Annotated in this window: 19 protein-coding genes and 1 tRNA gene; 12 read left to right on the top strand and 8 right to left on the bottom strand. The window is 42.9% G+C overall.

The window, feature by feature from the left end; translation table 11 throughout:
* Nucleotides 1-58 precede the first annotated feature (58 nt).
* Nucleotides 59-1,099, top strand: a complete 1,041-nt coding sequence (locus H7844_02490) for a tetratricopeptide repeat protein (GenBank protein ID MEO5356148.1) — start codon at nucleotides 59-61, stop codon at nucleotides 1,097-1,099.
* Here the strand turns inward: H7844_02490 and H7844_02485 are convergent.
* Together H7844_02485 and H7844_02480 are read right to left on the bottom strand one after the other, a co-directional pair.
* Nucleotides 1,086-3,551, bottom strand: a complete 2,466-nt coding sequence (locus H7844_02485) for a WD40 repeat domain-containing protein (protein ID MEO5356147.1) — start codon at nucleotides 3,549-3,551, stop codon at nucleotides 1,086-1,088. The genes H7844_02490 and H7844_02485 overlap by 14 nt on opposite strands.
* Before the next feature lie 118 nt (nucleotides 3,552-3,669).
* A complete protein-coding gene (locus tag H7844_02480) occupies nucleotides 3,670-4,077 on the bottom strand; it encodes a response regulator (GenBank protein ID MEO5356146.1) in 408 nt (135 codons plus the stop codon).
* Between the two features lie 196 nt (nucleotides 4,078-4,273).
* On the opposite strand from H7844_02480, the gene H7844_02475 reads away from it, so the two are divergent.
* The 9 genes from H7844_02475 to H7844_02435 all read left to right on the top strand — a co-directional run bounded on the left by H7844_02475 (nucleotide 4,274) and on the right by H7844_02435 (nucleotide 19,073).
* Nucleotides 4,274-5,053 (top strand): SDR family oxidoreductase, encoded by a 780-nt coding sequence (locus tag H7844_02475; GenBank protein ID MEO5356145.1) that lies wholly within the window; start codon nucleotides 4,274-4,276, stop codon nucleotides 5,051-5,053.
* A gap of 37 nt (nucleotides 5,054-5,090) precedes the next feature.
* Complete coding sequence (locus H7844_02470; GenBank protein ID MEO5356144.1) at nucleotides 5,091-5,675, top strand: phosphopantetheine-binding protein; 585 nt, start codon at nucleotides 5,091-5,093, stop codon at nucleotides 5,673-5,675.
* Nucleotides 5,676-6,980 (top strand): beta-ketoacyl-[acyl-carrier-protein] synthase family protein, encoded by a 1,305-nt coding sequence (locus H7844_02465; protein ID MEO5356143.1) that lies wholly within the window; start codon nucleotides 5,676-5,678, stop codon nucleotides 6,978-6,980.
* Between the two features lie 185 nt (nucleotides 6,981-7,165).
* Nucleotides 7,166-8,203: a two-component system response regulator gene (locus H7844_02460; GenBank protein ID MEO5356142.1), complete on the top strand. Its 1,038-nt coding sequence runs from the start codon at nucleotides 7,166-7,168 to the stop codon at nucleotides 8,201-8,203.
* A 6-nt stretch (nucleotides 8,204-8,209) separates the two neighbouring features.
* Nucleotides 8,210-11,791, top strand: coding sequence for a response regulator (locus tag H7844_02455; GenBank protein ID MEO5356141.1), 3,582 nt, complete (start codon nucleotides 8,210-8,212; stop codon nucleotides 11,789-11,791).
* Nucleotides 11,792-11,849: 58 nt separating this feature from the next.
* Entirely contained in the window at nucleotides 11,850-13,805 is a 1,956-nt protein-coding gene (locus H7844_02450) for a transporter substrate-binding domain-containing protein (protein MEO5356140.1), read from the top strand.
* Nucleotides 13,802-15,373 (top strand): response regulator, encoded by a 1,572-nt coding sequence (locus H7844_02445; protein ID MEO5356139.1) that lies wholly within the window; start codon nucleotides 13,802-13,804, stop codon nucleotides 15,371-15,373. The genes H7844_02450 and H7844_02445 overlap by 4 nt, the downstream gene beginning before the upstream one ends.
* A gap of 366 nt (nucleotides 15,374-15,739) precedes the next feature.
* Entirely contained in the window at nucleotides 15,740-17,737 is a 1,998-nt protein-coding gene (locus tag H7844_02440; GenBank protein MEO5356138.1) for a glycosyltransferase family 39 protein, read from the top strand.
* A gap of 34 nt (nucleotides 17,738-17,771) precedes the next feature.
* A complete protein-coding gene (locus tag H7844_02435) occupies nucleotides 17,772-19,073 on the top strand; it encodes a UDP-glucose/GDP-mannose dehydrogenase family protein (GenBank protein ID MEO5356137.1) in 1,302 nt (433 codons plus the stop codon).
* Between the two features lie 199 nt (nucleotides 19,074-19,272).
* Here H7844_02435 and H7844_02430 read toward each other — a convergent pair whose 3' ends face one another.
* The 4 genes from H7844_02430 to H7844_02415 form a co-directional block, all read right to left on the bottom strand.
* Nucleotides 19,273-19,464 carry a hypothetical protein gene (locus H7844_02430; GenBank protein MEO5356136.1) on the bottom strand — a complete coding sequence of 64 codons (192 nt, stop codon included), beginning with the start codon at nucleotides 19,462-19,464 and terminating at the stop codon, nucleotides 19,273-19,275.
* Nucleotides 19,461-19,805 carry a DUF86 domain-containing protein gene (locus H7844_02425; GenBank protein ID MEO5356135.1) on the bottom strand — a complete coding sequence of 115 codons (345 nt, stop codon included), beginning with the start codon at nucleotides 19,803-19,805 and terminating at the stop codon, nucleotides 19,461-19,463. Before H7844_02425 ends, H7844_02430 begins: the two co-directional genes overlap by 4 nt.
* Entirely contained in the window at nucleotides 19,798-20,082 is a 285-nt protein-coding gene (locus H7844_02420; protein MEO5356134.1) for a nucleotidyltransferase family protein, read from the bottom strand. Before H7844_02420 ends, H7844_02425 begins: the two co-directional genes overlap by 8 nt.
* A gap of 293 nt (nucleotides 20,083-20,375) precedes the next feature.
* Nucleotides 20,376-20,450 (bottom strand) — tRNA-Pro (locus H7844_02415).
* A 238-nt stretch (nucleotides 20,451-20,688) separates the two neighbouring features.
* On the opposite strand from H7844_02415, the gene H7844_02410 reads away from it, so the two are divergent.
* Nucleotides 20,689-21,546: a PDZ domain-containing protein gene (locus H7844_02410; protein MEO5356133.1), complete on the top strand. Its 858-nt coding sequence runs from the start codon at nucleotides 20,689-20,691 to the stop codon at nucleotides 21,544-21,546.
* 18 nt (nucleotides 21,547-21,564) lie between these two features.
* Nucleotides 21,565-23,739, top strand: coding sequence for a type II secretion system secretin GspD (gspD, locus tag H7844_02405; GenBank protein ID MEO5356132.1), 2,175 nt, complete (start codon nucleotides 21,565-21,567; stop codon nucleotides 23,737-23,739).
* 40 nt (nucleotides 23,740-23,779) lie between these two features.
* Here the strand turns inward: gspD and H7844_02400 are convergent, their stop codons facing one another.
* Together H7844_02400 and H7844_02395 are read right to left on the bottom strand one after the other, a co-directional pair.
* Nucleotides 23,780-24,124, bottom strand: coding sequence for a DUF86 domain-containing protein (locus H7844_02400; GenBank protein ID MEO5356131.1), 345 nt, complete (start codon nucleotides 24,122-24,124; stop codon nucleotides 23,780-23,782).
* Nucleotides 24,121-24,420 (bottom strand): nucleotidyltransferase family protein, encoded by a 300-nt coding sequence (locus H7844_02395; GenBank protein MEO5356130.1) that lies wholly within the window; start codon nucleotides 24,418-24,420, stop codon nucleotides 24,121-24,123. The genes H7844_02400 and H7844_02395 overlap by 4 nt, the downstream gene beginning before the upstream one ends.
* Between the last annotated feature and the right edge of the window lie 78 nt (nucleotides 24,421-24,498).

Raw genomic sequence — 24,498 nt, 5'->3', positions numbered from 1 at the left:
CTGTCACCTTTGAAGTACGCAGCACAGTGCATAAATCCGGCAGAGGGAGGGTAATGTAATGGGTATCTTTGATTTCTTAAAAAAGGATGCGGAGGCATACAATCACAGGGGAAATATGTATTACACCGATGGTAACTTCGATAAGGCTATTGATAACTACACCAAAGCCATTGAGCTAAATGACAGATTTACTAATGCATATGCTAACCGGGCTGACGCCTACGCTGCAAGAGGAAACAAAAAAAGAGCTATCGCTGATTATACCAAAGCTATTGAGATAGAATCTGATTTTGCTTTAGCTTTTTTTAACCGCGGTCTGGTTTATCTGAAAATGAACAATAAAGATAAGGCTCTGGCCGACTACAAAAAAGCTGTTGAGTTAAACGATGATTATGCTGATTCGTACTTCAAGCGCATGTACACTCATCATGGACAGGATGAGGATACTAAACACAAGACAGAGGTCAAAGCCAAGAGTGCCGAGACAGTAAAAACATCAGACATAAACTTTACTACAGTTGCAGTAGCTGCCACGGTGGTCATAGTTTTTATTTTATTCATTGTGGTTTTAAGTAAACGCCCTGAGGAGGAAACACAAAAGGAGCCTGTAAAGTACACAAGCAGCGGATGTTCATTTTATGACCGTGATGGTGACGGTACAACTGCTACTGATGATGATAAAGATAAGGCCATAGCCGATTATACCAAAGCGATTGAAGCAGACCCAAAGGATGCAGTTGCGTATTTTTATCGTGCCTCTTTGCTTGAAAGCAAAGGAGACATTGATAAGGCTATCCTTGATTTTACCAGCGCTATAGTTATAAATCCAAAATATGCCGAGGCGTACTTTTATCGTGGTAGTTTCTATATTGAAAAAGGAGACTATGATAAGGCTATCGCTGACTTTACAAAAACCATCGAGCTGGTTGCCGACAGTGCTGAGGCGTACTATTATCGTGCTGAGTCCTATGCTAAGAAAGGGGAAAACGAGAAGGCTGTCGCTGATATGTCGGAGGCGGCACGCCTGGGTTCTAAACTCGCTCAGAAGTATTTACAATCCAAAGGCCTCAAGTGGCCGGACAATGTCACGGCAAAATAGCTGCTGTTTGTTTTTTGAAATTAGTGGTAAGTGTCAGCAATTTCTTTTCCGATGCCATGTCCCAGACTGACACTGTGCCGTCCCATGAGCCGATAACAGCCGTCTTGTCATCAGGACCTAGCACAATGGAAGAGACGGCCACAGGCTGTCCCGAAAAAAGTGTTTTAATTTCCCGTCCCTCCTCAATATCCCATATCCTTATCGCTGCGTCAAAGCTCCCGCCTGTTATCATAACTTTCCCTGAATTGCTTATCGCTATGGTTTTTATATTTGCGGTGTTGCCGGAGAAGGTTTTTATTTCTGCTGCGGTTTTAATATCCCACAGACGCAGAAGATTATCTGTACCGGCTGATACGGCAAAGCGCCCGTCAGGGGTTATGGCTACAGCCACAGTATTATTTCTGATACCGGTAAATGCTCTTAGCTCCCTGGAAGTGCGTATATCCCAGAGCTTCAGCGTATCATTCCTTGCTGCACTTAACAACTGATTACCATCAGGGAGCAAAGCGATTGCATTTATCCGTTCCTTGTGCCCTGTAAAAGCCATTATTTTGTTGCCGGTTGCAATGTCCCACTGCTTAATCGTATTACCGACTATTCCCACCACAGCCTTGCCGTCTGCCGTAACAGTTAAAGAGCTGACAGGTTGAGGGTGGCGGGCAAATTCTTTAACAAGTGTGCCGCTTTTTATCTCTATAAGTTTAATGCTGAAACTGCTCTCTATGATATTATCAGAGCCACCTGAGGCCAACACATACTTACCATCCGGTGTTACGGCTACTGAGTTGACTGCTCCGTCAAACCCGGCAGGTTTAAAGAGGGCTGTCTCAGGCTTGACGTCAACCCCTACTGCGCTTTGTAGTTTATACGCTGTTATGTAACTTTTGCTATCTGTGCTGAACTGATCATAGATGTCTGGGTTTGGCATATTACCGACTACCGGAGTGTTGTGAATTTCTACACTGACAGGGCGATAATACTTTGCATACTGCTTAGGCGGATACAGCGGAACAGGGGTGTCATCGGATACGCACTCAGGCAAAATCCATTGCGGCAGTGTGGTCAAATTAAACATCTCCGGAAACCTGGCGTTAACAACTCTCATACCGGTGTAGTATGCCAGTTGGAATTCCGGGCAGGATACCAGCACGGTATCGCCGGGTGTGCCCTCTTTATTGAGATATTTGACGGTATCTTCCAGCCTGTCTGTTGAATTTGTGAGTATGTAGTTTATTAGTTTAACAATAGTAGCTTTTGACTCATGCACCGCCACCGTCTGCCCTCTTAGAGCTCTGACCGGATAAGCGCTAAACCATGAGATATAATTCGTAAAACACAAAAGACATAATATAATCAGCCTAATCGGCTCGGAGCGGATATAGGTAGTTAATATAAAAACTATTAGAAGCACAGCAACCGGTATAAAATGTACCACATACCTGATATAAACCCACGGGGCAAGCGGCACTATAAGAAGAGTCAGCGACAGAATTAAGACTAATAACAATACAATATCTTTCTCAACCGTTGAAACTCTTTGTGCAGTTGCACAACCGGCTTTTGGGTAATACCTCCTGCACAGGTAATACACCACTGGAATCAGAAGCACCACCAACGGGATAATATGAAAATGAATTTCGATGAAATAATACTTCAATTTGGAAATTGGATTGGAGCCGCCCACAAAACCGGATTGATGCCACGGTTTTGCATATATCAGCCACGGCAGTGCAGCAAGTGCAAGAGCTGTTATACTGATTGAAACGGAGGAAAGCAGCCCATGGTTTCTCTTGCGGCCTAAAATAGCAAAGATTCCCAGTGCTAGGATGTTTCCTGCAAGCACTATATAATTTGTATAAAATTGAATGATAAGGCTTATAGTCAGCACGAAAATACCTTTTGTATTTTTTCCGGTTAAAATAAGATAAATAGCAAAGATAAGATAAACTTCAGCAAAAATAACCAGTGAATAATACCTGCACTGCCGGGCATGGAGAATGAAAAGCTCGGATGTTACCATAAGCGCAACAGCCGCCGCAGCCGCCCCATGGGATTTAAAGAACCGGTATGACAGAAGCGCTGTCATAAACACAGTGCCTAGTGCAATCAATGCAAATGGAAGGCGCCCTGCTCTGTTGCTCTGTCCCAATAGTTTAAAAGAGGCCGCCACAATATACTCATCCAGCCACGGCCTCCATGTAGCAATGTTAGACTTATTCTCTGACACGGCAGGACCATAGAGCGAAATGTAGTTCTTACCGTCATAAACGACAGGCAAGCCATACTTTGTAATATTTACAGCCAAAGCAGCAGTCTCTGTCTCATCCAGCCAGTAGTAGCGTGAATTAAGATTGTAAAACAACATAAATATTGTATAAATACTTATTAGTGCATATAGTAAAATATCCAATAAGCCAATTGCGGTTGTCGAGGTTGATAACTGTTTAGTCATTGCAATTTCCAGTCATAAAGTTATAGTAACAGAGGGGATATTGCAAATGAAAGTAAAACCATGAGGCAATTGTCTATCATGTACGTGTTGCCTATTTTGTTGATATGCCTGATTTCTGTCAGAGCACTTTAGAGAAGCCGTATTTTACAAGTAATGCAGCAAGTTTTTTCAAGTCAAAGGGTTTTGCAATATAATCGTTACAGCCGCCGATGTAATAAGCCTCAAGCACGTCTTTAGGGGAATTCAGGGCGGTTGCCATCACAATTTTAACCTCTTTGTCATATGCAATTCCTATAGTTTTTTCTATTCCTCGAATCCTCTCCAATGCTGTAAAGCCATCCATTTCAGGCATCATAACGTCAAGAAAAACAATATCATACGGTTTATTGTCATCCATGGCACGCATGAACATATCAACTGCCTCAGCACCATTTGCAACGGAGTCCACATTAGTAGCATAACTTTCCAGAAATTGCTGTAATAATGAGCAGATTGCAAAATCATCTTCAGCTATTAAAATTCTCATAGGCGCTCCTCCATGCCTCTTTTTCCTGCACACACTCATTAAAGAGGCAACCAGTCAGGTGAAAAGCTATTTGAAGGTAATTATAACAAACACACAAGAAGCAAAGCAACAATTCGAATTGCAAAAAATTATGTACACAGTTTATTCTTAGCCATATTGATAAAGAAACAGGCGTTTTGTTAGAATTACCTGTTACATGAGCGAAAATATAAATAATAACAGGCCATGTGCTTTGATAACCGGAAGTTCCCGTGGAATAGGGAAAGCCATAGCACGGAGGTTTGCAGAAAATGATGCAGACGTGACCGTCAATTATTCCCGTGAGGGTGGGAAGTCTGAAGTGGCGGCCAGGGCGCTTGTTGAAGAATTTAAATCTCTGGGGGTGAATGCAGTTTCAATAAAAGCAGATATTTCAAAAAAAGACGAGGTGAAGTATCTTGTTGAAGAGACAGTTAAGCATTCAGGCCGGCTCGATTATCTTATTTTAAATGCTGCTAAGGCTCCATTTAAACCCATTGAAAAGCTCTTTGAAAGGGAGCTAAACGATCTTCTCAGGATAAACTACATGGGTAACATTTTTTGCGTACAAGAGGCACTGCCGCATCTGGTGAAAACCAGCGGAAAGATAGTCTTCATATCGAGCCTTGGCAGCAAGTACTATAACCCCAGCTATCCCCTGGGCAGCATGAAAGCTGCAATGGAGGCTGTTGTGCGGGACTTATCTGAGACACTTTCCGGTAAGGGAATATCTGTAAACGCTGTATCAGGTGGAATTGTAAAAACCGATTCTTTTAAAGTGCTACGGCAGTATGTGGAGGGGTTAGACAAGATGCCGGAATCGTTTTTTGTTACCCCCGAGGAAATCGCCGATGTTGTGTTCTTTCTCTGCTCAGACATGAGTCGTGGTATTATGGGACAAACCATAGTGGTTGACCGCGGAATGAGTAACAGCCTGTACAGAAACTTTACAAAGTAAAAAAAACATATAAATATCAGTACAAGGAGGCGACCTGATGAAACAAAACCTTATACCTTTTGAAAGGGTAATAGAGGAAATGAAAACAGCAATATCGGACACTCTGACGATAGACAAAGACACGATAGCACCGGATAGTTCTCTAATTAAAGACCTTGGGGCGGAGTCACTGGATTTCCTTGATATAAATTACCGCCTTGAGCAGGCATTTGGCATAAAAATGGCACGGCATTTCATAATTGAGCATATTGAGGAGATGTTTGGAGAGGGCACTGCGGTTGACTCAAACGGCCAACTGACGGAAACAGCTGTTAAATTAATGAAAATACGGCTCTCCAGTGGTGATGAATCAGGCGGGAGTTTTGAGCTCACACCCGGTATGGATATGGATGCCCTTCCTGCAATGTTGACTGTAAAGTCTATGTCACGGGCAGTTACAGATATTTTGGATTCCCTGCCTGAGAGCTGCCCTGTCTGTGGTGCGTCAAACTGGAAGACTGAGGACGGCACACATGTAATTTGTGGGGGTTGCAACGCTGAGGCGCCTTATGAAAATGGTGATGACCTGATTAAAAATTGGCTTGAAAGAACTCAACATGAACATAACATTGTTAATACATAAATGAAAGCAGCTTCATACACACGACGGGTAGTTGTTACCGGTTACGGCATGGTAACTCCCCTTGGGGTCAATGCTGATGAGACTTTTGAAAGAGCACGGAAGGGCTCCTCCGGTATAAGGGAGATCACTAACTTTGACACAAGGGGGCTTCCCTGTAAAGTTGGCGGTGAGGTTGATGCCTCATGGGATATCCGTATTGAAGAGATAAACAGTGATATAGATGTAAAACGTCTTGAGAAATATGTGACAAGGGGCAGCAGGTTTATGATAGGAGCAACGGATGAGGCTTTAAAGAGAGCCGGACTAAGTGCCGCGGCCCTGCCTGAAACCACCGGTGTCTCACTTGGCTTCCACGGAGAGAACCCCACGGTTGACGACATGGTGTTTCTTCACAGGTTCTATGACGGCAAAGGAGGATGGGACATAGAAGGGCTCAGAAGCAGAGGCGGCTATTCGTATTTCAACTTTTTCAGGCGAAAATCTGATGTGGGTTCAACGTTACTTTCCGCCCTTTTTAACTGTAAGGGGCCCAATTTAGCAATAGCAAGCGCATGTGCCGCAGGCTCTCAGGCTATAGGAGAGGCATATTGTCTTATAAAGTCCGGCTACACGGATACTATGATAGCCGGAGGGTGTGAGTCTTCCCTGAATTTCACAGGTTTTATCGGATTTGTTCTTATAAAAGCACTGGTTGAGAAGTATGCATCTCCGGATAAAGCCTCGCGGCCTTTTGACAGAAAGAGAAACGGTTTTGTAATGTCTGAGGGTGCAGGGGCGGTTATTTTGGAAGAGCTCACTCATGCTCAAAAGCGTGGCGCTACAGTATATGGAGAAATTAAGGGCTACGGCTCCTCAGCCGATGCCTACAGGATAACGGATATGCACCCAAAAGGAGAGGGTGCAGTTATCGCCATGAGAGCAGCTATGGAAGATGCCTCTCTTACACCATCTGAAATCGGATATATAAACGCTCACGGTACATCCACTTTACAAAATGATGCTACGGAAACTTTGGCGATTAAAGAACTGCTGGGTCCTGTTGCTTATGAGATACCTGTAAGTTCAAATAAATCTATGCTTGGCCACACAATAGCCGCCGCCGGCGCCATAGAGTGTATCCTGAGTATTATGGGTATAAATAACTCCGTCATACTCCCAACGATTAATCATGAATTCCCTGACCCTAAATGCGACCTTAATTACATCCCAAATACGGCCTTAAACCAACCCCACGACAACGTACTGTCTAATTCCTTCGGCTTCGGCGGCCAAAACGCCTGCTTGTGTATCAGTAAAGTTGATTAGAAAGGAAAAAAGAGAGAGTAAGATACACACATGTTAGCCTAAAAAGACCACTATAACTACTACAAATCCAAAAAAAGGCTTTACCTGTCAGCAGTTTTAATATTACAATAGTGTTGTTTGAGCCGGACTTACGCAGCTTACACAAAAATTTTTTAAACATATTATTTAAGCAGGGGGGGACAGATATGGGTACTGATTTAAAAAGACAAACCGTTTTAGTAGTTGACGATACACCCGATAATATTGAAATTATAAACGGGCTGCTTAGTCCTTACTATCAAATCAAGGTGGCACTCAACGGTGAGAAGGCTTTGAAAATAGCTATATCGCAAAATCCCCCTGACTTGATATTACTCGATATAATGATGCCCGGTATGGATGGTTATGAGGTGTGTAGAAGGCTTAAGGCAAATCTCACTACAAAAGCCATTCCGGTTATCTTTCTGACTGCCAAAACCGAGGTCGAGGACGAAACCAGAGGATTCGAAGTCGGCGCCGTTGATTACATAATGAAGCCGATTAGCCCCCCAATAGTGCTTGCAAGAGTAAGAACGCAACTTGCCCTGTACGACCAAAACAGAGTACTGGAAGAAAAAGTACAACAGCGAACCGTTGAAATTCACTTAACCCGTATAGAAATAATACGAAGGTTGGGCAGAGCTGCCGAATTCAAAGACAATGAGACCGGCCTGCATGTAATTCGTATGAGTTTTTACTCAAAACTCATTGCAATGAGCCATGGCCTCAGCAATATGGCTGCTGAGATGATATATCAGGCTGCACCTATGCACGACATCGGAAAGATTGGCATCCCTGATACAATCCTTCAAAAACCTGCCAAGCTTGATGAGAAGGAGTGGGAAATAATGAGAAAACATCCTGTCATAGGGGCAACAATTATTGGTATGCACGCCTCAGAGCTGCTGGAGACGGCAAGGGTTGTCTCCCTCACTCACCACGAAAAGTGGGATGGCTCAGGGTACCCAAATGGCATTATGGAGGAGGATATCCCTATAGAGGGCCGAATCATTGCTATTGCAGACGTCTTTGACGCATTAACATCTAAAAGACCATACAAAGAGCCCTGGCCTGTAGAAAAAGCGGTTGAACTGATAAAGAGCGAAAAGGGTAAGCACTTTGACCCTGACCTTGTGGATGCCTTCGTAAACGTTTTACCTGAATTAATTAAAATTAAAGAAAACTATGTAGAGCAACACACGTAGAATAACATGTTTCAAAGGTTTAATAATATTACTATCCGTAGAAAGATTATGGTGGGGTTTATTTTGCTCTTTTGTGCCATGATTGCTTTTGGAGTATTTAACTTCATGCAGTTTCATGACATGGCAGGTACTCTGGAAAATCTCTATGAACATCCCTTTACTACTACCAATGCACTGCTTGAGGCAAACGTTGAGCTTGTTGACGCAAGGAGAATACTCAGAGGCATTATCATGGAACGCGATAAAACCAGGATTGAACAGTTGACACGGGAGATGCGCAAATATGAGGCGGATTTTCAGAATCATATTGCTATTGCACAAAAAAGCTTCTATGGTGATAAAAAACCTATTAGTGAACTTCTGCAATTGTTTCAGCAGTGGCAAGTTTACAAGGAAGAGCAACTGCGGCTGGCAAATGCCGGCGACTTTGAGGCCGCATGGCAACGCTCCATGGATACCGCTTCCAACCCAAGTGTAGAACTGGTTACACATCTGGAGAGCGTTATAGAGCAATCACGCTCATTTGCAGCAAAATTCTATAAAAACTCACAGACAAACTACCGCAATGCCTTGACAAAAAATCTTGCATTTCTTATTGTTCTGCTTATTATAATCGGAGCAACATCACTTATGATGGCACGCTCGATATCGATTCCATTGCTTGATTTGCGTAATAGCATCCGTAAGGTATCGGAGGGAGAATTGGACTCTGAGGCTCCATATCAGAACTATAATAATGAAATTGGAGAGATCGGACGTGCTATCGAAATCCTTCGTCATGTTGCCCGCAAGCAGGAGTCTTTCATCAAGAGCAGGGCCCTTGTGGCTGAGATTGCACAATCCCTGCAAACATGCTCCACCTTTAAAGACCTGGGAAACACACTGACATCCAAACTGGCCTCTATAATGGGGTTAGTTTACGGAGCTTTCTATATATACGACAAGGAGCACGTACACCTCAGACGAACCGGCGGTTATGCTTGTGATGATTCAATACACACAGACCACTTTTCAATGGGACAGGGATTGGTAGGTCAGGCTGCGTTTGATAAAAAAACTATTTCCCTGATTATTCCCTCTCAGGACCACATTAATACAACCCTTGGGCTTGGGAAACTAAACCTCCACAGTGTCATGATTGTACCAGTGGTGCAAGGCGATAGCGTACTTGCTGTGGTAGAACTGGGGGCGATAGAGCACTTTAGCAATGACAAGACTGCCCTTCTTGAGGCCATTGTGCCGATAGTAGCTATGAACATAGAGATACTCTCCGGTATTGTTGAAACACAACGTCTTCTGCAGGTGAGTCAGGCACAGTCACAGGCCCTTGCCGCATCAGAGCAGCAACTGATAGCCCGCCGTGACGAACTTGAGGACAATAACAATCGCCTTGCCGAGCAGGCACGCATTCTTGAGGAACAAACCGAGGAGCTGGAAAACCAAAAAACAGCGCTTTTGCAGCAAAGCCGCGAGCTTCAGGCAAGCAGAGAAACCCTCGCACAAACAGAGGAGTTAAGCCGTCTGATACTAGGCTCTGTTAACGATGGCATCATAGGACTTGATACCGTGGGTTCAATAACTTTTATCAACAGCTCCGGTGCAAAGATGCTGGGGTTTTCAGCTAAGGAACTCAAAGGTAAGATGATGCATCAACTGGTTCATTATGCCCGTCCTGACGGCTCAGATTTTCCACAAGAAGAATGTCCTATGTATTTGACCTCAAAAGACGGCATACTAAGAAATGTTGACAATGAGGTGCTATGGCATAAAGACGGCTCATCTTTCCCTGCAGAATATGCCACAACACCAATCTTTAAAAACAATGAACTGGTTGGTATTGTGGTGGTTTTCAGAGACATCACCGAGCGTAAACGCGCAGAGGCTGAGCTAAGACGTGCTTTGGAAATTGCCGAGGAAGCGACAAAGATGAAATCCGACTTTCTGGCCAATATGAGCCATGAGATACGAACTCCTATGAATGCCATTATTGGCATGACCCATCTTGCGCTTCAAACTGAGCTTAACACCAAACAGCGCAACTATATGGAAAAAGTTGACACTGCGGCTAAGAATCTGCTCGGCATAATTAACGACATACTGGACTTCTCAAAAATAGAGGCCGGTAAACTGAATTTTGAGACTACAGACTTCGACCTCCAGGACGTTATGGAGCACCTTGCCGACCTCTCTGTAATAAAGGCTCAGGATAAGGGGCTGGAGCTGCTTTTTAACATTGCTACAGACGTCCCCACCGCCCTTGTCGGAGACCCGCTGCGCTTAGGGCAGGTCATGGTTAATCTGGTAAATAATGCGATAAAGTTTACTGAAAAAGGTGAGGTTACGGTTGTTATAAAGTGCGTAGCAACTGAAGTGGATGCAGTTACGTTACGTTTTGAAATCAGGGACAGCGGGATAGGATTAACGGAGGAGCAGCAAAAGAAACTGTTTAGCGCTTTTTCTCAGGCAGACGCATCCACTACCCGCAAGTACGGCGGTACAGGGTTAGGGTTAACCATAAGCAAGCGTTTGGTTGAGATGATGGGTGGTGAGATTGGAGTGGAAAGCAAGGCAGGCGTGGGCAGCACGTTTTATTTTACGGCAAAATTCGCTCTGCAGCCGGTGCAAAGACAGCTTACCCTCTCCACTTCCGATGTAAGCGGGCTGCGTATATTGGTAGTAGATGATAATGCAAGTGCACGGGAGATATTTCTCTCAATGTTGATTTCACTTAAATTTGACGCTAAAGCCGTTGGCAGCGGAATGGAAGCAATAAAGGAACTCAGGGAGTCCATGCTAAGCGGTAAACCATACGGTCTTGTGCTTATGGACTGGCATATGCCGCAGATGGATGGCCTGGAGACAATCCGAAATATTCGCTCGGATAATGAATTGGCGCATACTGCCGCCTTTATAATGGTGACGGCCTATAGCCGTGACGAATTATTACAGCAGGCACAGGATGTACATTTAAACGGATTGTTGGTTAAACCTGTAAGTCCTTCTACACTGCTTGATACCATCCTGACGGCCTTAGGTAAAGAGGTTGTACATCGCCCGCACAAACAGCAGAAAAAGGCGGACTACATGGAGGCGGAACAGTCTCTGCGGGGAGCATATGTGTTGCTTGTTGAGGACAACGAGGTCAACCGTGAGCTGGCTACTGAGATATTAACCGAGGCGGGGCTTAGCATAGATATTGCAGTAAATGGCGTGGAAGCGTTAGAGAAAATCAGGCAAACCAACTATGACGGCATACTGATGGATTGCCAGATGCCGGTTATGGACGGCTTTGAGTGCTCACAAAAAATACGTCAGGATAGCCGATATAATGAATTACCCATCATAGCGATGACTGCTAATGCTATGGAGGGAGACCGGCAGAGGTGTATTGACCACGGCATGAACGACCACGTAGTCAAGCCTATAGATGTAGGGCAGCTCTTTAGTACGATGGCACGCTGGATAAGACCAAAGACACAGGCAGAGCCGGCAGCAGGCGTTACTGGATGTCATCGCCGTGAAAATGGCAATCAAGGTCCCTTAAAGAGGACTTTGAAAGACTGGATTCCCGATCGGAGCCGGCAATGACAGATAAAATATCTTTTAAAAACAAACAAATGAAAATAATTTCTTATGAGGCTGTACAATGACGGTGGTATATAGAAATTGTCTTTCAATATTTTTAGCAGCCTTTCTTGTGTTTACATCCTGTGTGACGCTGCTGGTTGCGGCTCCTGAGCTCTTTGCACAGAGCGGTAACACAAAAGTTGAATTGACAGCGGAGGAAAGGGGATTTCTTAAAGGCAAGCAGTTCCGTCTTGGGATAGACAGCAGCAGACCACCCTTTGAATTTATAGACGAAAAGGGACATTATAAGGGTATGAGTGCCGAGTTTATTTTGGAGCTGGCAAGGCGTCTTGATCTTGACATAATTGTTCAAAAAGACATGAAGTGGAAGGAAGCAGTTGAGAGCACAAAGACAGGAGGGGTTGATATTATTCCAAAGATAACGCCTTCTGATGAACGCAGAAAGTTCTTGCTTTTCACCAAACCCTACACTACCAATCCATCCGTAATAGTGGCGCAGCATGACAGAAAGATAAATGGGCTGTCTGATCTTAATGGACTTAAAACAGGTGTGGTTAAAGGATTAATAATAGAGAGTCGCCTTAAGACTGAGCATCCTGAGTTATCCCTTGTGCAGTTGCCGGATGTGGAGACAGCCCTCAGGGAGCTTTCAACCGGCAATATAGACGCTCTCATTGATAACCTTGGCACAGTGGCCTATAATATTGACAAGATTGGGCTTTCAAATCTGGAGATTGTATCTCCAACCCCATACACTCATGACTTAGCCGTCGGCGTAAGAAAAGATATGCCACTGCTTGCCTCAGCCCTTGACAAGGCGCTTCAGAGCATGACGGAACAAGAAAAAAGACAAATCAAAGATCGTTGGGTTGCCGTCAAAGTTCAAACCGGTATTAACTGGAGAAAGCTCTGGCCTGTAGCCCTTGCCATAACCTGCCTTATAATTTTCTTTATACTGTGGAACAGACAATTAAGAAATGCAGTGCTGCAACGTAAACATGCCGAGGCGGAGCTTAAAAAATATACTGAAAGTCTTGAACGAAGCTCTCTTATAAAGTCTGAGGTAGCGGCAATCTCCGCCGACATTCAGAGTTCGCAGTCTTTAGAGGAGATGTCGGAGAAACTCTTGTCTCACATTACCCCATTGATAAATGCCGATTATGGGGTACTTTACGTTTATTACAAGGATGAGGGATTATTTAAGGCGGCAGGCAGCTACGGTTACGAGCGTGACCTAAGCGGCGGTTCCTTTGCTCCGGGCCAGGGTTTTGTCGGCCAGTGTGCTTTAGACAAGCTGCCCATAAATATAGACGCTCCGGCAAAGGACTATATTAATATTACCTGTGGGTTTGGTAAGTTAAGCCCTGTGTGCGTCACAATTCAGCCTGTGATACACAGTGGCACAGTGACCGGAGTTATTGAGCTGGCAGGACTAAGTCCATTTGTTCCGGATTATCAATTTATAATAGATGAGCTTATGCCTGTGGTAGCAATGAACCTTGTAATTATTGAACGAAACCTAAACACTCAACGTCTTATGGAACTGACCAACAAGCAGAAGGAACAGTATCAGGCGCTTTTTGAATTTATGCAGGATGCAGTTATGACCCTTGCCCCGCCTCAGTGGATGTTTACATCGGCCAACCCTGCTACGCTGAAACTTTTCAGAGTGCAGTCTGAGGAGGAGTTTGTTAAATTGGGACCGTGGAACCTTTCACCGGAATATCAACCGAATGGGCAGCTCTCATCTCTAAAAGCCCAACAGGCCATAATGCTGGCTATGGAGCTGGGATATCACTTCTTTGAGTGGACACACACAACGATTGACGGCACAAGTTTTCCAGCAACCGTTATGTTAACGAGGGTGGAATTAGGCGATTCGGTATTTCTTCAGGCAACAGTCCGGGATATAACTGAGCAAAAGAGGATGGCTGAGGAGCTGCAACGCTTAAGAGAGCAACTGAAACAGTCTGGTAGTTCAGGACAGTGTAATAGTGAAGGAGAAATAAAATGAGTAGTCAACCGCTTTTTCTAATTGTTGACGATTACGACCAAATGCGCAGTATTATTATAAGTAATCTCAAAACGCTTGGTTTTACCAATATGATTACAGCTCAAAACGGAGAGGACGCAATAAAGAAGTTAAGCAGTAATCCTGTCAACATAATTCTTTCTGATTGGAATATGCCTCAGATGACAGGCCTTGAATTGCTCACATGGGTTCGTAAGGACAAGAAACACCAATTCACTCCGTTTATTATGATTACGGCGGAGGTAGATCGTCAGCAGGTGGAAAAGGCTATCGCAAGTGGAGTGAGTGACTTTATACTAAAACCTTTTTCTAGTGGAATTCTGTCTGAGAAGATCAGGAAAAATCTCCAACGCACTACTTTAAAACAACCTGTACCTACCGTTAAACAACCACAACAAACAAAGGAGGCTGGTCCTTTTGACAATTCAGCCGGCCCTGAGTTGGAGATAAAACCGGACAGAACTCTTACCGTCCTTGCCGTAGATGATGTGCCGGATAACTTAACGCTCATCTCAGGTCTTTTGCAGAATGAGTACCGTGTGAAGGTTGCTCCAAATGGGCAACGGGCTATAAAGATATGTAAATCGCCGGATAAGCCCGACCTTGTGCTTCTGGATGTTATGATGCCTGATATGGACGGATTTGACGTAATAAAAGCTCTTAAAGCAGACGAGGAGACCTCTGACATTCCGGTTATATTTTTCACTGCAATGGATGACCCGGAAAACATTGTTAGGGGACTGGAGGCTGGTGCTGTTGACTATGTAACCAAGCCAATTAAACCAACCGTTTTACGGGCACGGGTACGAAATTTTTTACGTTATCACCGTGGTTATGAGGAACTTAAAAACACCATAGACACAATGATGGAAAACTCAAGGCTCCGTGATGACGTAGAGCATATAGTGCGCCACGATATGAAAAGTCCCCTTGCCGCTATAATTGGAACAATAAACAGTGTTGGCAAGCATGAAAACATAACTTCCGAGCAATTAAAAACTATCGAGGACCTCTCTTACACGCTGCTTAACATGGTAAATCTATCCACGGACCTTTACAAGATAGAAACCGGACGTTATCAGTTAAATGCAAAACCAATTGATATTGTCAGATTGGCTGAGAAGGTAGTAGAAGAGATCCGGCTTGGATTTTCAACGAAAAACGTAAAGATAAACACAAAAATAACGGTTGCTGGAGAGATATCCGCTCTTGGTGATGAGCTCTTGTGTTATTCGATGCTTCATAACCTTACAAAGAATGCAGCAGAGGCGGCGCCTGCCGGTAGTGCGGTATTTGTTACCGTAGACGGCGGAGAGAAGAATATAAAAGTTGCGATAAAAAATCTCGGAGTGGTACCGGAGTCAATCCGGGATAATTTTTTTGACAAATTTGTGACAATGGGAAAGAGCGGAGGCACAGGTTTAGGGACGTACTCGGCACGCTTAATTGCTGAGGCGCAAAACGGTGGCATCTCAATGCAGACCTCTGAAGATACCGGCACAATAATAGAAGTCACGCTGCCCGCATCCGGCTTTATTACTGCTGCATAGTATTAATTAATAAGGGTGTAGTATAATGACCATGAGAGTAAAGGTGAACTGGCGGCGTTGTATCAACATAATGGGCTGTTCCGGCATTAATTAGGCAGCGGCAATTAAAAATTTTTACATGGGGGCAGTATTGTCTAAAACCGTATGATTGGGTGAAGAGACCTCCCCTGAAACAAGGAGAGTTTAATTTTTAGTATATTAACAGATATCGGTTTATTTGATGAAAAGGTTTTTTATGCAATAAATGCAGGGCTGAAAAATAACTTTTTTGATTCGATTATGCCTTTTATTACCTCAAAGGGTTATATTTTCCTTATCATTTACACAGTCTTAATTCTTGCAGTTAAAATCAGAAGGGACTCGGAGATGCATGTCACTTTTGATGTCAGAGCATTTATTGAAATACTGTTAATTCCGTTGTTAACTTTTATTGTTGCCGACTGGCTTAGTAATACAATGAAGATATTTATAGAGAGGGTAAGACCGTGTAATGTTCTTAAAGGAGTAAATCTGCTTGCCGGCTGCACAGCATCGTTTTCTTTTCCGTCTGGACATGCAGCTAACTCCTGTTCTTATGCTATTTCTCTGGTTTATTTTCTATCAAGCCACTTCAGAAAACGTTGGCTGCTGCCGCCATTAATAACAGCTGCTCTGATTTCATTTTCAAGAGTTTATGTGGGAGTTCACTATCCATCAGATGTTGCCGGGGGGGGCGTATTTGCCCTCATTATTTCTTTTGCGGTTATCTTGTTATACCGTGCCTCAAGAAATTCACATAAGAAGTCACCATATGAGGCAATCCTGTATTACTCTCTTTTAGTTATAAGTATATTCAGGGTTTATTACATAACAGCCGGTCCGCTTGATTTAAGCGCGGATGAGGCTTTGTACTGGGACTGTAGCAGACGCCCTGAGCTTAGTTACTACTCAAAGGGACCGTTTGTTATGTACGTGATGTATGTGTTTACTCATGTGTTAGGTGTAAATGTTTTAGCTCTGCGGCTGCCTGCAGTGCTGTTTACCGCCCTTAGCAGTATTTATATCTTCAAACTTGCCCGGCTTATTTATGGACAGGAGAGCGGAAACAATTGTGAGCAAAAATTTTACGAAAAAAACGACTTTATCGGTCTCTCCTCAGCCCTTATTTTTCAGTTCTTACCTCTGTATGCCACTTATGGAGTTGTCTTTACAATAGACCCGCCGTTTGTGTTTTTTTGGATAATCTCTTTGTACCTGACATACAAGGGAGCCGTAGAGGGACAGGGTGGTTATATCCTCTGGATTTTACTTGGCTTTTGCGTGGGACTGGGGCTGTTATCAAAATATACAATGGCACTTTTTTACGGCTGTGCTTTGTTGTTTTTCGTATTTTCAGATACTAAGCTGAGAAATATTTTAAAAACAGTAAAACCATATATTGCACTAATCATAAGCCTTGCCGTTTTTAGCCCTGTGATTATATGGAACTGGCAGCACAACTGGGTAACACTGAGGCATACCGCAGGACACGCCCATGTGGCGGATGGCCTGATAATATCTCCGGTTAAGTTTTTTGAGTTTATAGGCTCTCAGTTGGGGGTTGTAACCCCTGTGATTTTAGTGCTGATGATTATCGCAGTCATAAGACTTTATAAGGTACAGAGAGGTAATGAGAGCGGATTTCTTTTTTGGTTTTCCGCTCCTGTGTTAGTGTTTTTTTTAATCAAAAGCATACAGGGTAAGGTGCAGGCAAACTGGCCTATGACCGGCTACATAACGGCATTAATAGCATTTAGCCGGTACTATTTATATAAAGCACAAGGGCAGCCCTTCATGATGGAATTTAAACACACGCGCAGGAGCGTTAAAGCGGCCCTGATAGTGGCTGTTGTTGTAACTGCTCTGAGTCATTACCCGCAGGTATTGAGACTTCCCGTTGATATTGACCCCACAGCCCGATTGCGCGGTTGGAGACAACTAGGTCCTGAGGTGGCCACCGCCTATAGAGAATTAAAAAAAGCAGGAGGTGAAATTCTTGTTTTTTCGGATAAATATCAGGTGGCAGCCGAGCTTGCTTTTTATGTTAAGGGAAACCCTGTTGTTTACTGTGTGGCTTTAGGCAGACGAATGAATGAGTATGACATGTGGCCCGGAATAAATGATGCGGCTGCTAAATTAAGAGCGTTAAACGGCAAAGTAAGAATAAACATCCTCTTCGTTACAGACACCTCAGGCACAATTCATCCTGTTGTGGCACAATCGTCTGACAACTGTGAGCAGGCACTTTTTAACGTCACTGAGCGTGGACAAATTCTCAGGACTTATTCTATATTTAAGTGTTATGGTTTTAGGGAAGTAAAAGATATGCGGCCTGATAATTTTTAAGAAAGAAGAAATTAAGGATTAGGGAGGGATAGATTTGCAAATAGGAATGATTGGAACCGGCTATGTAGGGTTAGTGACCGGAGCGTGTTTTTCAGAGTTTGGGGTAACAGTAAAGTGTGTTGATAAGGACAGTAAAAAAATAGAGTCATTAAACAGAGGTGATATACCGTTTTATGAGCCCGGGCTTCAGGACCTGGTAAGCAGAAATGTTAAACAGAGACGGCTTTCCTTTAGCACCGATATATCTGACGCAGTGCGGAACTCTCAAGCTGTATTTATTGCAGTAGGGACGCCCCCTAACGAAGATGGCACAGCAGACCTGTCACATGTATTTGCCGTAGCAAGGTCTATAGCTGAGCATATAAACAATTACAAGGTTATTGTTACAAAAAGCACTGTGCCTGTAGGAACCGGTAAGAAGGTAAAAGATATCGTAGCAAGTGTTACGGGTGATAAGGCAGACTTTGATGTGGTGTCAAATCCTGAGTTTTTACGGGAAGGAGCGGCCATAGAGGACTTTATGCGCCCTGACAGGATAGTAATAGGGGCAGAGACACAACGGGCTATAGCGGTCATGAAGGAACTCTACGGTCCTCTTTATTTAATAGAAACTCCCTTTGTTATAACAAACATTGAGACAGCGGAGTTGATAAAATATGCTGCAAACGCTTTTTTGGCAACTAAAATATCGTTTATAAACGAAATTGCAAATCTCTGTGATAAGGTTAATGCCGATGTCCACGACGTGGCAAGAGCTATGGGACTTGACGGCAGAATTGGAAAGAAGTTTTTACATCCCGGACCTGGATTTGGTGGTTCGTGTTTTCCAAAAGATACACGGGCACTGCTGAGTATTGCCAACGATAGCGGCGTTAACCTTGATGTCGTAGCCGCTACCATTAAGGCAAACTACACTCAGCGTGATATAATGTTAGATAAAATCATTAGCACCATGGGAGATGTCAGCAATAAGACTATAGCTTTTCTTGGACTGGCGTTCAAACCCAATACGGATGACTTAAGAGAAGCTCCGGCACTTTATTTAATCGGTGAATTATTAAAAAAAGGGGCAAAAATAAGAGCTTACGATCCTGCTGCGATTGAAAATGCTAAAGCTGAGTATCCGGATATTTACTACGGCAGTGACGGTTACGACACTATCAAAGGAGCAGATGCCACCGTTCTTACTACCGAGTGGAACCAATTCAGAAACCTCGACTTAAAGTGCATAAAAGAGCTTATGGCCGGCCCCTACTTTTTCGATTTGAGAAATGTTTACGAGCCTAAAAAGTTAACAGAACAAGGGTTTATCCATTTTTCAGTCGGCAGAAGGTAAGCAAATTTTTAGAAACTGGCTCTTTATTGAATCGTGTGGGTAAAAAAGGAATAAGCCCCTGTTGTCTTGCAACTGAAGTTCAGCGTTAGAAGTGGCTCTAAGCGGAAAATAAAATGGATACGTCAAGCCCTACGGCAACTTGCGTCATCATCGCCGATTATCGGAGCCGTAGTCCAATCGGCAACAATACGATTATATTTTAACTCTTTATACCAAGTAGCGTCCATATAGGTAATTTAAGATAAGGGAAGTTAGTCATAGAAGTGAGTCTGTCATGGTCGTCATATATATCATTCAGAGCAGAGCAAAGCGTATCTTCAAGTCTGTCAAGGGATTTAAAAGCGATATTATGTAGATATTTTTCTCTCACCTTTTCCCACAAATATTTCATTTATGTTCATTCGCTAAAATATTCATAATGTCCTTTTGAAGTGCAGGAAGTTTATCTTTGATAATCTCCCACATAATATCATAATCTATTCCAAAATACTCGTGGGCAAGTATATTTCTGAAATCGGTTATTTTACGCCACGAAATAAACGGATATTTCTCAATTATGTCTGAAGGTACTTTGCTTGCTGCCTCTCCTATTATCTCAAAATTCCTAATTATTGCATCTATACGCATTTCGTCCTGTAAAAAGTTTTCATAAGAGATATCTCCGACATATTTTGTAATTTTTTTGCTTGCGGCAAGTATATCTTCAAGGTACAACCAATAATTTCTATGCATAAGTTATTTCACTTAAGATACTTTCTTTAAGTTGTGGTCGTAGCGCATGAACCGTTACTAAATCCACCTTCCTGCAAAAAAGGTCTTCAAGGAAAAACTTGAGTTCCATAAAATTGTCAAAGTTTTTCGCTCCCTCATTAAAATCAACAAGAATATCTATATCACTATGCTCACTCTCATCTCCACGGGAAAAGGAGCCAAAGATACCGATTTTTCTGACACCATATTTTTGATTTATTGTTTGTTCATGTTTTTTTAATATTTCAATAGCACTCATTGTTCATCACCTTAATTTCCGATATTACATACTATTTGTTATTTTGCCATGGGTAATTATTTTATAATTCAACTCCCCATAAACGATGATATCCATACTTACATCTTCCTTCATTATAACACATCATCCAATTTCATTGTTGATGTTTATAGTTCACTAAGCCAAACATCATGTATATTACAAACTTTATCGTAAGTTATGGTTGATGATTAAATTGAAAAGTTTTGCAGAATTTTTTCGGCATCGTTCCAATTTTATGTAGTGCGCCAGGGTGTAAACCTATATGAAATATATCGGGGCGAGAGGATTCGAACCTCCGGCCCCCTGCTCCCAAGGCAGGTGCGCTAACCAGACTGCGCTACGCCCCGATAAGGACTTTATAAATTAATTCATTTTATGTTAAAATGTCAAATGTTGTTTAAATTGTTTTTATACTCCGGTACTTAATTGCAATTAGTAGTTTTAAACTGTAATACATAATTAAAAGAGTGATAATTAAACACTAAAAACAACGTGATAATGGGGGCAGGGGGCTGGCTCCCTTGCGTGAAGGGATTCTAAAGGAGAGTGAGACTCTCCCCTTAGGCTATTCTCTTTGAATATACTATGCTGAAATATTTGTCAATATTAACAAGGGGGAATATCTCCGCACTTGCAGCTGCTTTAGGCGGGGCAGTACTCTTTATCTCTGTGGTGCTTATCATCAGGGATGCCGTCACATTTATTTCTAAAAATTCCACCCTGCCTGAGATCAATATTAACACAGTCGAAAAAGCCACACCCAAAGAATTAGCCGATTATGCTCCAATTGTTGAAACAAACGCCTTTGGTCTCAAAGATTTAAAATTTACTCCTATTGTGCCGTCCAAAGGAGCTAAGTCCGTCTCCAACATGTCTAATTACAAACTCATGGGGATTATTTCCGGTGATAAAGGAACCGGCTATGCCATATTTGAAGATGATAAGGGTAAGCAGGAAATCTTCAGGACAGGACAGAAGGTTGCTGAGGGGCTCACCCTTAAAGACGTCTCACACAGGGATGCTGTCTTTTCAGACGGCTCAAGGCTGCCTCTGTCCGATATGCCCACAGCTATAAACAAAGAGCCACAGAGCGCTGCAACAGCCCTGGGAAAAAAAATAGATACCTCTAATTACGTACTTGACAGTGGAAAGGTTCAACAGGCTCTTGAAAACCCTAAGCAGCTTATGACCGAGGCACGCCTCCAACCAAACCTTGTAAACGGCAAACAGACAGGGTTCATTCTCAAAGAGGTTAAACCAGGAGGCATCTACGACACCCTTGGTATTAAAAACGGTGATGTACTTTTAAAAATAAACAACTACGACATAACAGATCCGGAGGCTGCCCTTCAGGCTTTCACAGCCCTCAGGGGCGTAAGTGAAATTCACCTCGATATTATTCGCGGTGGAAATAAAATGACACTTAACTACAGTATTATGTGATGGTGAGGTTTTATGACTATGGCTAAGAAATTATTTTTAGGTTTGGTGCTCCTTATTTTTGTTTTAACTTTTTTTCAAACGGCAGTGGCTGAAGAGGAAAAAATTACGTTTAACTTTGTCGGCGCCGACCTTCCTGCCATTGCAAAGTTTGTCAGCGATCTGACCGGTAAAAACATTATTTTCGATGACCAGTTTAAAGGTAAAATAACAATTGTCGCACCGGCTCCGATTTATAAGTCCGAGGCATTTAAACTCTTTACCTCTGTGCTTGAACTAAAAGGTTTTACCGTTATCCCCGCAGGTACAAACACTTATAAAATTATTACAACAGCTGAGGCTAAACAAAAAGGAGTTGAGGTCTCTACAACTAAAATCCTCAATGAAAATTACATTGCGAGGCTGATTCAGTTGGAAAATATATCGGTTGAAGACGCAGTTAAATTACTTAGACCTATTATGTCAAAAGAGGGCCACGTGTCGGAATTTACCCCGAGAAATATGATTTTAGTTATTGATTCCGGTTCAAATCTTGAAAAAATTCTGAAAATAATAAAAAGTATAGACAGACCATCCCCGGAGGAAGTACCCGATATTGTGTATCTTAAAAACGCAAATTCTGAAACCCTTGCCAAGACTATTAACGAGGGATTAAAGAGGGGGCAGTCAAGACCCCCTGTTGCCAAAAGGGGCGACTATGAGGAACCATATGTAGTCTCTGACCACAGACTGAATGCAATAATTGTTTTTGGTCTTAAAAACGAACGACAACCGATTAAAAAACTAATCGCCCTGCTGGACGTTCCCTCCCCTGAGGCAAACGGCGGCATAAATGTTTATTTCCTTGAACATGCTAATGCTGAGGAGCTTGCAAAGGTCTTAGATAATCTCATTAAAAAGGCTCAACAGCAGCCCACGGCGGATAAGACTCAGCAAAAACCCCAGGCGGTGGCCTTTACCGCTTCCGCCGAGATTTCCATTACTCCCGATGTGGCTACCAACTCTATTGTCGTTATGGCCTCCCCCTCAGACTACAAAAACATCATAGAGGTAATAAAAAAGCTCGACCGCAGACGGAAGCAAGTTTATGTGGAGGCCTTGATTATTGAGGTATCTGTGAATGATTTAATTGAGCTTGGCACTAAGTGGCGCGGCATAGGTACACAGGACGGTAATGCACGTCTAATCGGCGGTGTTGGCACTGTCAGCAACACTGCTTTACAAAACATAGTGACAGGGTTAAGCGGCTTTAGCGTCGGAGGTCTGGGTAAATTTGTAGATATACCATATTCTACGACAAGCTCAGACGGCACTGTGACGTCCTCTACGATGTCAGTCCCAGGATTTGCCGCCGTGTTTAGTATCAGTGATTTCAGAGGAGTTGTCAATGTGCTTTCCACTCCGCAGATTCTGACCTCAGACAACAAGGAGGCGGAGATCATGGTTGGTGAAAACGTGCCGTTTGTTTCTAAAAGGGAGTCGGATCCTACCAGAACCGCCTCGGTATTTAACAGCATCGAGCGTAAGGACGTGGGTATCTCTCTGAAAATAACTCCTCACATTACAGAGGGGGATGTAATAAAACTTGACGTTTATCAGGAGATTTCATCTGTTAAATCCGAAACTAATTCAGACCTCTTAATAAGCCTGGGGCCTACCACTTCAAAGCGTTCCACAAAGACTACGATTTTTGCCAAAGACAATGAAACCATAGTAATAGGAGGGCTGCTGCAGGAACGGGATGAAAACAGTGTGAATAAGGTGCCGATTTTAGGAGACATTCCAGTGTTGGGCGTATTGTTTAAACAAACCGAAACCACAAAAAAGAAAATCAATCTCATGGTTTTCCTCACTCCTCATATCGTGGATACAAACGAAAAGGCAAACATTATTACAGCTGTAAAAGGTGCCGGGGCGGCCAATAACTATATGTCGGGACAGACAAATGTTCAGGAAAGAGTGGTCATCAAGTTTAAAGAATCAGTCGGCAGGGAGCAGTGCATCAAGATAATTAATGATTACGAAGCACGCCTCATACTTGAGTACTCCACACCGAATCTATTTTTGATAGAGCTGCCAAAGGGAAAAATCGTCTCTGAGACTAAGGCCGATTTGGAGAAGATGCCGGAGGTTAAGTACGTTGAGCCGGAGTATTTTATGGAACGCATCAAAGAAAAGAGCACTGCTAAAAAGTAAAGTTCACTTGGATGAGTTCCTTAGGAGGAGTAGTATCTGGTTAACTAAAGTTTGAGCTAATGATTTCGCTGATTTTCATTTTTAAAAAAGGGATGTCCTTCTCAATCGTTTCCCAAACTGCCGATAAGTCAACTCCAAAATAGTTATGGATAAGCTTATCTCTTGTTCCAGCTATTTGCTTCCACGGGACGTCGGAGTATTTCTCTTTTATGAATGTATGTAGTCTCTTTGATGCTTCTCCGATGATTTCAAGTTCCCTGATAACTCCTGCTTGAATCAAGTTATTAGTTAAGAAGCTTTTCTCGGTTTGCCCCGCTGTGTATTGTTCTATTCTGCTGATGGCATCAGCGATATGCTTTAGATAAATAAGGTTATCCTTGATCATTCGTAAATCACAACAAGCTCTTTCTTAATCCTGTCAGCGATATACGGATTTACAGCTTTGTCTGTCAATAGGTCAACTTTGATGCCAAGCGTTTCAGACAATTCCTGCTCAATTCCAACAATATCAAAAAAGGTCTTTCTCGACGAGAATTCTACCAGCACATCAATATCGCTATCAGGTCTCTCCTGGCCTCTTGCGAACGAGCCGAAAATACCAACCCTCATGACTCCATAAGGTTTGAGAATAGTTATAATTTTGTTCTCGAGTTCCTGCGTGCCTATATGTTTTCTCTGCATTTAATTGTCTAACCTTCAACTCTTATTCTATCATTGTTGCTTTTAAAAATTCTTGATTTTATCGTAGTGTCGAATTTT

The sequence above is a fragment of the Nitrospirae bacterium YQR-1 genome (assembly GCA_039908095.1).
GTDB lineage: Bacteria > Nitrospirota > Thermodesulfovibrionia > Thermodesulfovibrionales > Magnetobacteriaceae > Magnetomonas.
This window is presented reverse-complemented; position numbering and strand designations above follow the sequence as displayed.